Origin of the sequence: Paenibacillus sp. YAF4_2 (genome assembly GCF_052113225.1) — a bacterium.
GTDB lineage: Bacteria > Bacillota > Bacilli > Paenibacillales > Paenibacillaceae > Pristimantibacillus.
In genome coordinates, this window is the sequence record NZ_JBFRCT010000001.1 from 331,072 (window position 1) to 345,605 (window position 14,534).

The following is a 14,534-nucleotide window of genomic DNA, read 5'->3' on the forward strand; positions in this document are numbered from 1 at the left end:
AAATATCAAAAGAAGGAGTGGTCGCTAGATGAACAATGTATCTGATTATTACGAGTTAATAGACGAGGATGCTAGATTCTCCAGAAACTCAAGAAAGATTGAATTTTACACAACCAATCATGTCATGGAGAGTATGCTGCCGGGACGTTCAACGATATTGGATGTTGGTGCAGGCACTGGTGCCTACTCTTTCCATTATGCAGAGCGTGGTCATGAGGTTGTTGCCGTGGATCTTACTCCGAAGCATATCCAATATATTTCGCAGAAGTGTCAAGACACAGGCGTTCCTATACATGCACATTTAGCCAATGCGACCGATTTAAGCAGGTTTGATACATCCCTTTTTGATGTTGTTTTCTGTTTTGGACCGATGTACCATTTGACGAGTGAAAATGACCGCAATAGCTGCATTAGCGAATGTCTCAGGGTTCTGAAGCCAGGTGGGATTCTTGCTATCGCCTATATTAACAAGTTCTCTGTCCTGCCAATGCTGGCTACAAGAGATAAGAAATTTATTAGAGACAGCGTTATTCATAAGGTTATAAATGAAGGAGTAATTCATGCTGGAGACGAGGACTGTTTTTGGACGGATGCCTATTTCACCTCGCCACCAGAGATTGAAGCGCTCATGCAAGATTACGATGTTTCACTAGTGGATCATGTTGGCACCAATGGAATAAGCCATACCATACAAGAACACGTAGATGGATTGAGTGATGCAGAGTTTCATTCCTGGATGAATTATCATTATCAGACATGCAGAGAGAGCAGTATTCTTGGCATGAGTACTCATGGTCTAATCATCTGTAGAAAAAACTAATCCCCACGTATAGCTTCACGATATTGCCGGGGGGTAACCCCGGTTTTTTTCTTGAACAGCCGGTAGAAAAACTTCATGTCAGCATATCCAACCGCAGAAGAAATTTCCTCCACTTGACTTTGACTGCCTGCAAGCAATCGGCATGCAGCATCCATTCGGATCCCTTGAACATATTCGATAAAGCTCATACCTGTCTGATGACGAAATAGGCGGCTGAATTGCCGCTCACTAAGCCTCGCTTGGGCAGCGAGTTCGGTAAGTCTAAGCTCAGAAGCATAATTACGGTCAATATAAGTAATCGCTTCATCAACGCTAATCCACTGCGGCCGCTCGCTTACCGGTGATTCGATCTGCAGCTTGTGCCTATACAAGCCAGTTAATATCCGTATGACGATAGTGGTGAGAACAGCTAAGTAACCTGGAGGTCTAGCTGCGAATTCTTGATAGAGCTCACGAAACATCGCATGAAATTCTCCTGTAGGATCTTTTATGGAAAACCAGGTTAGCTTCTCGTCTGCAAAACAATTAAAAATCTCTGCAGCATAGGGGAAACCGTTACGCAGCTCGGTTAAATACGCAGCTGGAAGTAAGCAGTTATAGACGATAAGAGGGCGGTCCTTTTTAGGCGTCTTGGGTCGAAACACATGACTTTGCCCAACGGGGATGAAAAACAAAGTGCCATGCTCGACCGGGACGGTTTCACCGGCAATATAGTGAACGCCAGCTCCTTCGCTGACATACGTTATCTCGACAAATTCATGCGAATGCTCATCCATATCGAAGCTTTCATAAGCGCGGTTTATATAGAGTGGTACACCGGGTTCGAAAAAGGAATCCGCAGACATGACATAAGTGCTTCGTTTGATGCTCATCGGTATACCTCCTTCTATAACATCACATAAATATCTGTATCTATCGTACGAAACCGTTTGCAATATGTCTAGATCAACCTATAAAAATGTCCGGATCGTCCCCTGAATGTCATTCTCATTTGCCATACAATCTAGGTAAGATGCCAACGATCGTTCGGCATATATGAGAAGCTGGAAGGGGCATTCAAATATGACATTATTACAAGTAACACACTTGCGGTGCGAGTACCAAAACAATCCAATTGGCTTAGGTGTCACTACACCAAGACTCAGTTGGCAGCTTCACTCAGATGATGTTCATGTGAATCAGCTTGCTTATCAGATTCAAGTGTCATGCAGTCTTGAAGGGTTCGATGAAACAAAGCTTGTATGGGATACTGGTCGGATCGAATCAGATCAATCTGTACTCGTGGAATTTGGTGGTCAGCCGCTTCAGGCAAGAGGCCGGTACTACTATCAGATTAAAGTGTGGGACAACAAAGGTCGTGAATCAGACTGGAGCGAAGCAGCATACTGGGAGATGGGCTTGTTAAGTCCTGCGGATTGGACTGCAGCATGGATTACACCGGATAGCCATGCCATCGATTCACAAGCTGAGCCTATTTTCCTACTAAGAACAACCTTCAATACTTGCGAAAGCATTAGCCGGGCGACCGTCTATGCGACATCGCTTGGTTTATATGAATTGGAATTATACGGACAGCGAGTAGGCGATTGGCAGTTCACTCCGGGCTGGACGAGCTACAAAAATAGACTCCAAGTACAGGCTTATGATGTGACACAACAGCTCCTTGCCGGAAAGAGTAATGCAATAGGAGCAGCGCTTGCAAACGGATGGTACAAGGGCGATTTGGCCTGGAATAATCAAAAGAGTATTTATGGCGATACACGTGCCTTACTGCTGCAGCTGCATATTGATTATGCAGATGGGACTACAGAAGTTGTCAGAAGTGACAGCTCATGGCGTGCTTCGACGGGGCCAATCTTAATGTCCGAGTTGTATCATGGCGAGACGTATGATGCCCGTTTGGAAAAAACAGATTGGGCAACTGCCGCATTCCATGATCAGGACTGGAGCAGTGTAAGCGAATTGCCTCATTCGAAGGACATTCTTATTATGCAGGAGAATGAACCGGTTCGTATAACGGAGAAGTTGAAGCCAAACGAGCTTATCAAGACGCCTTCAGGCGAAACCGTAATGGATATGGGTCAAAATATGGTTGGACGTTTGCATTTCCAAGTTGATCTTCCAGCGGGTACAACTCTCACACTCCAACATGCGGAAGTTCTGGACCGCGAAGGAAACTTCTACATCGGTAACTTGCGCAAAGCAAAGCAGACCGTCCACTATGTATGTAAGGGGGGAGGAGAAGCATATGAACCACATTTCTCATTCCAAGGCTTCCGCTATGTGAAGCTCGAAGGCTGGCCTGAGGATGTTGCACTGGACCTCAATTTGTTCACGGGGCACGTGATTCATTCCGATATGGAACCGTCAGGTACCTTTGAATGCTCGAATCCTCTGCTGAACAAGCTGCAGCAAAATATTACTTGGGGACAAAGAGGCAACTTCCTTGATGTGCCTACGGATTGTCCGCAGCGGGATGAGCGGCTTGGCTGGACCGGCGATGCTCAAGTATTTATTCGGACAGCTGCGTTTAACTACGATGTTGCACCATTTTTCGCCAAATGGCTTCGAGACCTGAAGGCCGATCAGCGCAGCGACGGAGGAGTTCCGTTCGTTATTCCACATGTTCTGGATGAGGGTTCCTATTCATCCGCTGCATGGGGTGATGCAGCTGTAATCTGTCCGTGGGTTGTATATTTAAGTTACGGAGATAAACGGGTGCTTGAGGAGCAGTATGACAGCATGAAAGCATGGGTAGAGTACATGCGCCAACAAGGGGAAAATGAGCATTTGTGGAATACGGGCTTCCACTTTGGCGATTGGCTAGGCCTTGATGCCAAGGAAGGCGATTACGTAGGCGCAACTCCTCGTGATTTGATCGCAACCTGCTTCTATGCTTACTCTACCAAGCTATTCGTAAGAACAGCTGAGGTACTTGGCCGCATAGAAGACGCGAACTCTTACCGCGAGTTATATGAACAAATCATCACGGCATTCGAGCAGGAGTTTATAACTGCTAATGGACGGCTTGCGGCTCACACCCAAACCGCACATGTGCTGCCGCTGATGTTTGATCTTGTGGAAGGACCGGTACGTGAACGGATGGCAAAAACGCTCGCCGAGTATGTGACGGAGCAGAAGTTCCACTTGACGACTGGCTTTGTAGGTACGCCGTATTTGTGTCATGTGCTGTCGGAGAACGGTTATCATGACGTGGCTGTTAAGCTCGTACAGCAGGAAGATTACCCGTCTTGGCTGTACTCGATTCATCAAGGAGCAACAACCATTTGGGAGCATTGGGATGGTATCAAAGCCGACGGCAGCTTCTGGAGCGACGACATGAATTCATACAATCATTATGCTTACGGCTCCATAGGGGAGTGGCTGTATAGAGTTGTTGCTGGACTTGATCTGGATGAGTCTCAGCCAGGCTACAAACATATTGTTTTCCGTCCACGTACGGATTCGGGACTTTCCTATGCCAAAGCATCGTATAAGTCAGCATACGGCTTGATCCGCAGTGAATGGAGCACCGGTGAAGAGGGAGCGGCGACATATGAATTCGAGGTTCCAACAAATACAACAGCAGAAGTAAACCTGCCTGGAGTAACTCTTGCAGCAATTTCAATTAATGGCTCTACCATCGGTCAAACGCCAGGTGTGCTTGCTTCACAAGAACAGGATGGAAAGCTTGTGCTCACGCTTGGATCTGGGATTTATACCGTTCATGCTGAAGCAAAAGTGACCGCGTAATCAAAAAGATCCGTTCCCTCATCGGGAACGGATCTTTTTAGTTTGGCTATGCTTTCTTAGAATGAATGTGATGAGCGACTCGTTCAGCCAATTCAGTTGACGCATTGTTCAGATAAGTAAGGACAATGCTTTGTGTCTCTTGAGACACTGCGGCAAGGTCAATGGCAAGATTTTCGACCAAATGGTCTTTTTGCACATGCGGCAGTCTATCATAGAACTCACCAGCTTGCGAGAAGTTATCCGGCTTCGGAATCTCGGACCTTACGAGATGGCCTTCAACGTATCTGCCATTCCCACTAGTCTGCATGGAGCCGGGAGTCCAATTCGCCTGATGGTTGATAGGCAATTTACGGAAATCTGATCCAATCCGATGACGCTGAGAATCCGTATAAATATTGGCACGTCCTTGAAGCATTTTATCATCAGATAACTCTGCGCCCTCCAGTAAATTCGAAGGCGAGAACGCCAGCTTCTCAACCTGTTCCATATAATTGTCCGGATTTTTGTTTAAGACCATACGCCCAACTGGTATTAGCGGGAATTGATCTTCATCCCAAATCTTCGTGTCATCCAGCGGGTCATAAGAAAGACTCGCCTCATCAGCAGGGTCCATAAGCTGGACATAAAGTCCATACTCGACGGTTTTTCCAGCAGCGAGAGTATCATACAGATCTTGACCAGCGTAATCCGGGTTCTGACAACTCAGCTCATTCGACTCATGGCGATCAATGTACTGGACGCCGGCATAAGGAATCCAGTGGTATTTGACATACGAACGAACACCCTGCGTATTTCTCCAAACATACGTATTAACACTATGACCTGGAATGTGGCGGAGGCTCTTAATGGTTCCCGCATCGGAATACAGCCAAAGTATAAAATTAGTTGATTCAGGTGCTCTTGCGATAAAGCTCCAGAATCTTTCGGGATCAATCAAGTTGTTGATTGGAGAAGGCTCGAATGCCCTAATCGACTCTGGAAAGCGCATGGGATCTCTGACTAGGAAGACAGGGATGTGATTGAAGACCATATCAAATACGCCTTCATCTGTGTAAAACTTGGTGGCGAATCCGCGTACATTACGGGATGTATCCGGAGTTCCTTTATTGCTTACCGCCAGTGAGAATCTTACCGTTACTGGAACCTGACACCCGGGCTGTTGTAAAAAGCATAGCTTCGTATGGGCAGCCATGGAATGTACGGTTTCGAAATAACCAAATGCCCCGTTGCCCTTCACATGGACAGGTCTTTCCAAAATTTTAGTATGTATAAAGGTTTCCATGGTCTCATGTAAAACACTATCCTGTTCGAGTATCGGGCCGCGTGCGCCAACGGTTTGCGAATGAAGAGCGGCAGGATGGTCAATTGCTTCCCATTGCGATGGTGAAAGTCCATGAGAAGGCTCTTGTTTGCTAGGCTTCTTGTTAGGCATTGGGGCATTATTTTCAGAAAAATCTTGATTATTGTCCATCGTTTAACCTCCGAATCAGAATTTATCCACCTTTATGTTTATTCTGTCAGCTGGAGTAAAATGCTTGAGGGGCACTTGCATTCAATGGGTATAACCAAATATTAAGGAACATACGATCTAATTGAATGTAATGGGGGGATTTTTTGTGAGGGATAAAAAAACCTTTTATTTGCTGGCACCATGCTTCACAGATGCACTCTTAACGAAGGATGTAGGCATTATCCCTTATATCATGCAGAAGTATTATGGATATAAAGCGGTATATGTCACCTATAGAACTAGCGATGGATACATGGACTGGCCTTCCCTTGGCATGTTCGAAGAGGAGATGGAATTTGATTATCTGGAGGCAGCATTCACTTATCATCCGGATCACGCCATTGAGACGATATTTGGCGCCAATGTTCAGGATTGCAGCGACGACTTGGTTCAATACATAGAGGATCATGCAGTACATATCGATGTCTTATTCTTATTTGGGTTTTACCCGTTTTATTATGAGGCGGTTGATCGATACAAGAAGCTTAATTCTGCCGGTAAAGTTTACTTAAAGCTCGACGCCAATATTCATTGGATTAATCGGACTCCATTAAGTGATTATTTTCTGCATTTCCTTCGCAACTGCAATTTGATTAGTACCGAATCCATGGTCGAATATATCAGACAGAAGTGGTATGTTCCTATTTGCTATATTCCGAATGGGTATTATTCGTTTGGCCCAGAATCCGAAACCATTATTCCATTTGAGCATAAAGAGGATCTGATTCTCACTGTTGGTCGTATTGGAAATCATGCAAAGGCTAGCGATCAATTATTAGAAGCATTTAAGATGGCTGTTCCTTTTATTCCTGTTAGCTGGAAACTTGCTCTGGTGGGGAAGGTGGATGAGTTATTTCGACCTTATTTGAATGATTTTTTACTAGCTAATCCTGAACTGGAGGGCAGGATCATTCAAACCGGATTTATTCAAGATAAAGTACAGCTTCAGAGTTGGTATCGAAGAGCGAAAATTTTTGTGCTTCCCTCCTTATATGAAGCTTCTGCCCATGTCGTCTCTGAGGCAAAAACCTTTGGTTGTTATCTCATTACCTCCGATATAGAGTCCAGCCGGGAAGCCATAACCAAGCATGAACGAAGATTTGATCTCGTGGATGAATCATTTAAAATCGCAAATCGTCATTTGGACTATGGATCGGTTCATGAAGTTGGTGATTATATGGAATTAGCACATCGAATGATCGAAACATGCAACAATCAGGAACGGCTTAAAGACGTATGTTACAGCACGCAGCAAGATGCCAGGGAGCACTTCGACTGGGTGAAGTTATGCGGCGAAATAAATACTTTATTATGAACACGTGGTAAGATAGGTAGAAATATTGCGGGATATACAAAGGAGTATGTTTAATCTTGGATGATAAGGACGCGGCAATCTTGCAGTATGTGGCCGAAGAGCAAAGCTTGACCAAGGCAGCAGAGAGGCTGTATATGACGCAGCCGGCGTTATCTTACCGCATTCAACAAATGGAGCGGGAGTTTGGTGTTCCGATCATTGTGAAGCATACGAAAGGAACGTACTTGACGCCGGAGGGCGAGGCGCTTGCCGCTTATGCCAGAAAAATGCGAGATGAGCTTAACGCGATGAAAGATTATCTTGTCAATATGCGGAGTAGTGTGAAAGGAACGCTGAGACTTGGCGTAGCCAGCTATTATGGGCTTTATAAGCTGCCGCCACTGCTCCGGAAATTCAGAGATCTGTATCCTGAGGTACAATTCAGTGTGACCTGTGCGCTTAGCTCCGAAATTATCGAACTGTTGTCTGAGCAGGAGATCCACGTCGGTATCGTCCGAGGAGATTATCATTGGCTGGAAGCGCAGCATCTGCTGCATGATGAGCCGATCTGCCTCATTTCCCGAGAGCCGATTCAATTGGAGGAGCTGCCAAGGCTGCCTCAAATTCATTACAGTGCACCAAAGGCGAAAGCCGTTCGCCAAGCGGCGACAACATTTGATCATACGATTCAAGGCTGGTGGCATGAGCATTACAGCACACCTCCCGTGATCGCGATGCAGGTGGACGCTTATGAGACTTGTAAGGAAATGGTGAAGCAAGGGCTCGGATATTCGATTATTCCCGGGGTATTCGTTACACCGGAGGATGAGCTGTATACATTGGAGCTTAAATTGAAAAATGGAGAAGCAATCCGCCGGAATACGTGGATGTTGTACCGGGAACATTCCCGTGAGCTTGCAATCGTGGATCGATTCGTGGCGTTTATGGAGACGGAACAACCAGGAAGTCCTGCAGAAGCCTAATGCAGGGCTTCTTTTTTTGTTTGAAATTCATATACAAGGGCCATAAAAAATCTTATGGAGCACCCCAAAAAACAATTAATTGTACTTATCGGGACTAATTCCTTATTATTTGATACATATTGATGCATAAATATACGGGTTGAAACGAATAGGTGGGATATTCATGAACAAGCAACAAGAAAAAGAAATGAAACTTCAAATCGCGCAAGCAGTTGACGCACGTGACAGGCAGCTGCGAGAGCTTTCACTAAACATACATGCAAATCCGGAGCTTAGCTTTCACGAACATAAAGCACAACAATGGCTGACCGAGCCGCTGATTGAAGCTGGTTTTACGGTAGAGAAGGGGATCTCTGGATTAGAAACCTCCTTCCGTGCAACCTGGGAAGGAACGGCTGGTGGACCAACAATCGCACTGCTAGCAGAATATGATGCACTTCCGGGACTTGGTCATGGATGCGGGCATAGCCTCATTGGTACAGCGGCAGTTGGAGCGGCTTTGGCACTGAAGGATACTTATCCTGAGCTGCCGGGCAAAATCATCGTTCTGGGTACGCCTGCTGAAGAAGAGGGTGGCGGCAAAATCATCATGTGCAATGATGGCGTCTTTGACGAGATTGACGCAGCTATGATGGTCCATCCTCAAAACAAAACGATGGTGCTTCGAGGGGCTTTGGCATGTGTAGATGCCACGTTTACGTTCCACGGAAGACAAGCCCATGCTTCTTCTTCGCCGGAAAAAGGAATCAGTGCACTCGACGCACTTGTTAATGCTTATGTGGGGATCAATTCGCTGCGGCAGTTTATGAAGGAAGACGTACGGATCCATGGCATTATTACGAAAGGTGGAGATGCGCCTAATGTTGTGCCGGAGCTAACAGAAGCGGTGTTTATTTTGAGAGCATCTACCGTAGATGATCTTGAGGTCGTTAGAGAAAAGGTATATCGTGCGGTTCGTTGTGCGGCAGAAGGCGTAGGCGCAACCGTTGATATTAACGAAGGGTTGATCTATGCGGAGCGGAACAATAATAAAGAGTTAGCTGGTCTTTTCGCTCGCAATCTGGAAGAAGAGCTTGGTCTTGAAGTCTGTGATCCGCCGCAAAAGGGCGGGGTTGGATCGTCGGACATTGGCAATGTCAGTCAAGTGACGGCAATCATCCATCCCTACATCAGACTTGGGGACGCGACTACGCATACGCCGGAATTCGCAGCATTGGCAGGTTCAGAGGAAGGTATGACTCAGATGAATTATGCGGCCAAAGCGCTGGCAATGACCGTTTATGACCTTTGCGCTGACCGCGATGCGATGAAGCTCGTGCGAGATGAATTCGAAGAGTGGAAGAAACAAAAAGATGGGGGATAAGGCAATGAACGACTCGACTCAATCAACATCCCGCAAGTGGTTTAAGATGCCTCATACGTATGTTATTCTTATTTTCCTTGTTCTAGTGGCAGCAGCTCTGACTTATGTTGTCCCTGCAGGTGAATTTGATCGGGTAGAGGACGCTGCGACTGGTAAAACGTTAGTTGTACCTAATTCTTATCATGAGGTAGATTCTAGTCCTGTTGGTATCTTCAGTATTCCGAAGTTAATCGTGCACGGACTGATTGACTCCGCGGACGTTGTATTTTTCATCCTGATTATCGGGGGAACATTTGAGATTATCTCTTCCACGGGGACAATCGAAGCAATCACAGGGCGAGTAGCTCGAAACTTCTCCAATAAAGGCAGATGGGTCATCCCGATCTTTATCATGCTGTTCTCTGTCGCCGGGTTCACGATGGGCATGTCAACGGAAGTAATGGTATTCGTACCAATCGGGATCGCAGTAGCAAGGGCACTTGGATTCGATGCTCTCACAGGTACTGCAATGGTGTCACTTGGTGCCTCATGTGGCTTTACGGCCGGCATACTGAATCCGTTCAACGTAGGACTTGCCCAATCCATTGCTGAGGTTCCTATGTTCTCCGGGGCATGGTTGAGAGTCATATTGCTCATCTGCCTTATCGCGGTTACAAGCTTGTATATCGTTCGTTATGCGGGCAAGGTGCGCGCGAATCCTGAAAAAAGTCTTGTAATCGATCTCGAACGTGAAGTGGAATCAAAGGAACTGGATTTGACTAAGCTGCCACGTATGCAGGTGAAGCATTATTTGACGATTATCGTCATCATTGCAGGCTTTGCAACACTTGTCTGGGGTGTATCCAAGAAAGACTGGTGGATGGAAGAGCTGGCCGCGTTATTCTTGACGATGGGCATCGTGAGTGGTTTTTGTGCCGGTTATGGGCCAAGCCGAGTTGCTACGGAATTCGTTAAGGGAGCCAAAGCGATTACTTACGGAGCGTTGATTATTGGCTTTGCACGCGGAATCATGGTCGTTCTGGATCAAGGCAACGTCATCGATTCCATTGTAAATGGCTTATCTGTCTTGGTTGGCGAGCTTCCAGGACCGGTGCAAGTGCTTGGGATGTACCTGTTCCAAAACGTCATGAACATCTTCATTACATCAGGTACAGGTATGGCAGTAACAACGATGCCAATCATGGTACCGCTGGCAGATATTATTGGCGTTACACGTCAAACAACTGTATTAGCCTTCCAATTAGGTGATGGCTTCTCGAATATGATTCTGCCGACGTCCTCGGCGCTGATGGGCAGTCTGGCTGTATCTGGCATTCCGTATCAGAAGTGGGTCAAGTTTTTCTGGCCGCTCATGTTGATGTGGATTGTGATCGGAGCTGTTCTGATGGTTGTAGCTCATATGATTAACTATTAGTTCGATGTTTCTAACAAAACGTGCCGTCCTGCTGGATGGCGCGTTTTTTGATTGTGGCATGTTCCGTGGACATGATATGCTTTTCTAGGAGTCTATGATTTTAATGTGGGAATAAGATGCTGTGCATGATTTGAATAATTCATTTTCCTGGAGGCTATTATGAAAATTCAAAGCTATGAATTGTTCCAAGTACCGCCGCGTTGGCTGTTTCTGAAAATTCAAACGGACGATGGAATTGTAGGCTGGGGTGAGCCAATCGTAGAAGGACGCGCAGAAACGGTAAAGGCTTGTGTTCATGAATTAATGGAGAATTTGATCGGCAAAGATCCCCTGCGGATTGAAGATCATTGGTCAATGATGTATCGATCAGGGTTTTATCGGGGTGGTCCGATTATAATGAGTGCAATTGCTGGCATAGACCAGGCACTTTGGGATATTAAAGGGAAGTTTTATAATGCACCAATCTATCAACTGTTAGGTGGAGCCTGCCGAGATTCTATGCGAGTTTACTCCTGGATTGGGGGAGACCGGCCGACCGAAGTGGCGGAAGAAGCGAGAAAAGTTGTAGCAGCTGGATTTACCGCCGTTAAGATGAACGGGACGGAAGAGCTGCAGTATATCGATTCTTATGACAAGATTGACGCAGCCGTCGCTCGGATTGCAGCTGTTCGGGAAGCTTGCGGTTCCTCGATTGGGATCGGCATCGATTTCCACGGTCGTGTACATAAGCCAATGGCCAAGATTCTAGCCAAGGAGTTGGAGCCGTTCCGTCCGATGTTCATCGAAGAACCGGTTCTATCCGAGAACAATGAAGCCTTGAAGGAGCTTGCTAAGCATACCTCGATTCCTATTGCTACCGGTGAACGAATGTTCTCGCGCTGGGATTTCAAGCAGCTTCTTAGCGATGGGGCGGTCGATATTATTCAGCCAGACTTATCACATGCAGGCGGCATAACCGAGTGCAAGAAAATAGCATCGATGGCAGAAGCCTACGATGTTGCGTTAGCGCCTCATTGTCCATTAGGTCCGATTGCCCTTGCAGCTTGCCTGCAGGTTGATGCGACAGCACATAATGCGTTTATTCAAGAGCAAAGCCTTGGTATTCACTACAATGAAACCAGTGATTTGCTTGATTATATAACGGATGCAACAGTTTTCGACTATAAAGACGGTCATGTTGCAATTCCTCAGGGACCAGGTCTAGGTATTGAAATTAACGAAGAGTATGTGAGGAAGATGGCGGCAGTTGGACATAACTGGAGAAATCCCGTTTGGCGCCATAAAGATGGCAGCATTGCGGAATGGTAAACTGAATAGCAGCTAGAACGTGGAGGAGGCCCCAATGTATGATTGGGGCCTCCACTTTTTGCATGTGAAATTGGGGAAGTTAATAAATCTTCTTTAAAAGCTCTACGACTTCATCAATCGTGAGGCCAAAGGATTTGTAGTAAGAAGCGTCGCTAACCATTTGCTTTAAGATCGTTTCGTTACGAATTTGCAATATCTCATCGGGTGAGAATTCGGCTACAAAACAGCCTTTCCCCGTAACGGTATTGATTAAGCCGCATCTTTCAAGTTCTTCCCAAGCTTTCTTTACGGTAATAATACTCACGCGCAGCTCTTGGGCAGCTTGACGAATCGGGGGGAGACAATAGCCGCTTTCTAACTCGCCTTTTAGAATTTGAGCACTGATTTGTTCGAAAAGCTGCTGATAGATCGGTTTATCAGACGAATTCGAAATAGCTACATTCATTATATCTCCACTTTCGGTAATCGTTTAATCGCAACTCGGTAAGCTATCATGGTGAATGCAACAAATATTGCAATTCCAACAATGAGGATGGATGCTTGAAGGGCCATATTGTCCAGACCATCACCGTAAAAAATATCATGCAAAAATGGACTCTGGATTCCTAGCCATTGTGCAACTCCGGCAAAAAGCATAGCGGCCGTAACTGCCACATATGTCGCCTCACCAAATTTATAAGCTGTTTTATAATACTTGGATATAAAGATAATGTTGAAGATCGCAAGCATAACAAAACATAAGCCCCAAAATCCCATATGAGGTGCAAAGAAATAGTAGGTTATATGGGAATACAAGTGGTTACTAATTATACCAAAGATCATTGCAATGATGATATGCAATAATTCAAGGATGACGATAACGGACACCTTGGCTTTTACAATGTCCGTTTTGGTAACAGGCAGCATGGAGGTGAACATCAAATCGTTCTGCGTTCGAAATCCGCCAAACATATTCGGAATCGTGATCCAGCAAAAATATAGAAGGACCAAAAAATAGATCCATCCGGGAATGAACATTAAAGCGCCTGTCAAAAAAGGCATGATAATATACATAGGAAGTACGCCTAATTTAAACTCTTTCATCAATAAATTATACATACATATCCTCCTTTTTCGCGAAATAAATCATAATTTCCTCGAGACTCGGCAGGGCTGTATTAACTTCGGAAGATGGATTAAAGTCTTTAGAGTGGATTAAGCCTGTAAAGCCAAATGAATTTTTCTTATAGGAAATCAACTGATCTTTCACTTGATCCAGCTGACTTTCTTTTCCGTTTACCAGGCGATAGGATTCAATAAATTCATCCTTCTCAGCACTTTTGATAATCTGTCCGTTTGCGATAAAGGTAATATAATCTGCGCATTTCTCCAAGTCAGACGTAATGTGAGTCGAGAATAGAATGCTGACTTCACCATCTACAATGAGCTCTTGGAAAATCTCCAGCAGATTATCTCTTGCGACCGGATCAAGTCCACTTGTTGGTTCGTCGAGGATAAGAAGCTTCGCCCCGTGAGATAAGGCTAAAGCCAAGTTGTACTTCACTTTCATCCCCGTCGACAATTCAGCAATTTTTTTGTTTTCATCCAATTTGAATCTTCTCAGGTAGTTGTAGTAGGTTTCATCATTCCAATTCTTATAAAACTTCTTAATCACATCGGTCAAGGTTTTGATTTTGCTGCGAGTATAAAAATCGATATCGCCAAATGCATATCCGATTTCTTGTTTTAGCTCGATTTCGTGTTCGGCAATATTCTTGCCCAATATAAAAATCTCTCCGCTATCGATATGAAGCATATTTAAGATCGATTTGATTGTCGTTGTTTTACCTGCGCCATTGGCACCGATAAAACCCATGATATAACCCTGTTCTAGTTGGAACGAAACATTTTTTAGCTGGAAATTTGGATAAGCTTTATTTAAATTTCGAATGTCTAATGCCAGCATAACGTACCTCCTCAATAAATTGTGTATGTTGTATATGCACAATATATCACGTGAAGACTTTGGAGTCAATGTCTCAAGTGAAATGGTTTCAAAAAAATGGAAACTTTATCAACATCATGTGCGTCTAACTGTTTGAAGACATAT

Annotated in this window: 12 protein-coding genes; 7 read left to right on the forward strand and 5 right to left on the reverse strand. The window is 45.2% G+C overall.

Annotated features, from left to right (window positions below; all coding sequences use genetic code 11):
• Window positions 1-28 precede the first annotated feature (28 nt).
• Complete coding sequence (locus AB4Y93_RS01615) at window positions 29-820, forward strand: class I SAM-dependent methyltransferase (RefSeq protein ID WP_441888301.1); 792 nt, start codon at window positions 29-31, stop codon at window positions 818-820.
• On the opposite strand, the gene AB4Y93_RS01620 is transcribed toward AB4Y93_RS01615, so the two are convergent.
• A complete protein-coding gene (locus AB4Y93_RS01620) occupies window positions 817-1,692 on the reverse strand; it encodes a helix-turn-helix domain-containing protein (protein WP_441888303.1) in 876 nt (291 codons plus the stop codon). The genes AB4Y93_RS01615 and AB4Y93_RS01620 overlap by 4 nt on opposite strands.
• A 190-nt stretch (window positions 1,693-1,882) precedes the next feature.
• Here AB4Y93_RS01620 and AB4Y93_RS01625 point away from each other — a divergent pair, with 190 nt between their 5' ends.
• Entirely contained in the window at window positions 1,883-4,573 is a 2,691-nt protein-coding gene (locus tag AB4Y93_RS01625) for a family 78 glycoside hydrolase catalytic domain (protein ID WP_441888305.1), read from the forward strand.
• A 46-nt stretch (window positions 4,574-4,619) separates the two neighbouring features.
• Here the strand turns inward: AB4Y93_RS01625 and AB4Y93_RS01630 are convergent, their stop codons facing one another.
• Window positions 4,620-6,044, reverse strand: a complete 1,425-nt coding sequence (locus AB4Y93_RS01630) for a catalase (protein ID WP_441888307.1) — start codon at window positions 6,042-6,044, stop codon at window positions 4,620-4,622.
• Window positions 6,045-6,189: 145 nt separating this feature from the next.
• Here AB4Y93_RS01630 and AB4Y93_RS01635 point away from each other — a divergent pair, with 145 nt between their 5' ends.
• The 5 genes from AB4Y93_RS01635 to dgoD all read left to right on the forward strand — a co-directional run bounded on the left by AB4Y93_RS01635 (window position 6,190) and on the right by dgoD (window position 12,445).
• Complete coding sequence (locus tag AB4Y93_RS01635; protein WP_441888309.1) at window positions 6,190-7,398, forward strand: glycosyltransferase family 4 protein; 1,209 nt, start codon at window positions 6,190-6,192, stop codon at window positions 7,396-7,398.
• Between the two features lie 56 nt (window positions 7,399-7,454).
• Entirely contained in the window at window positions 7,455-8,360 is a 906-nt protein-coding gene (locus AB4Y93_RS01640) for a LysR family transcriptional regulator (RefSeq protein ID WP_441888311.1), read from the forward strand.
• Window positions 8,361-8,523: 163 nt separating this feature from the next.
• A complete protein-coding gene (locus AB4Y93_RS01645) occupies window positions 8,524-9,723 on the forward strand; it encodes a M20 family metallopeptidase (protein WP_441888313.1) in 1,200 nt (399 codons plus the stop codon).
• Window positions 9,724-9,727: 4 nt separating this feature from the next.
• Window positions 9,728-11,137 (forward strand): YfcC family protein, encoded by a 1,410-nt coding sequence (locus AB4Y93_RS01650; protein ID WP_441888315.1) that lies wholly within the window; start codon window positions 9,728-9,730, stop codon window positions 11,135-11,137.
• A gap of 159 nt (window positions 11,138-11,296) precedes the next feature.
• Window positions 11,297-12,445, forward strand: coding sequence for a galactonate dehydratase (dgoD, locus tag AB4Y93_RS01655; RefSeq protein WP_441888316.1), 1,149 nt, complete (start codon window positions 11,297-11,299; stop codon window positions 12,443-12,445).
• Window positions 12,446-12,524: 79 nt separating this feature from the next.
• Here the strand turns inward: dgoD and AB4Y93_RS01660 are convergent, their stop codons facing one another.
• From AB4Y93_RS01660 to AB4Y93_RS01670, 3 genes are read right to left on the reverse strand one after another with little or no spacing between them, the layout of a single operon-like run.
• Window positions 12,525-12,890 carry a GntR family transcriptional regulator gene (locus AB4Y93_RS01660; protein ID WP_441888318.1) on the reverse strand — a complete coding sequence of 122 codons (366 nt, stop codon included), beginning with the start codon at window positions 12,888-12,890 and terminating at the stop codon, window positions 12,525-12,527.
• Complete coding sequence (locus AB4Y93_RS01665; RefSeq protein WP_441888320.1) at window positions 12,890-13,543, reverse strand: ABC-2 transporter permease; 654 nt, start codon at window positions 13,541-13,543, stop codon at window positions 12,890-12,892. The genes AB4Y93_RS01660 and AB4Y93_RS01665 overlap by 1 nt, the downstream gene beginning before the upstream one ends.
• Window positions 13,536-14,390 carry an ABC transporter ATP-binding protein gene (locus AB4Y93_RS01670; RefSeq protein WP_441888322.1) on the reverse strand — a complete coding sequence of 285 codons (855 nt, stop codon included), beginning with the start codon at window positions 14,388-14,390 and terminating at the stop codon, window positions 13,536-13,538. Before AB4Y93_RS01670 ends, AB4Y93_RS01665 begins: the two co-directional genes overlap by 8 nt.
• Between the last annotated feature and the right edge of the window lie 144 nt (window positions 14,391-14,534).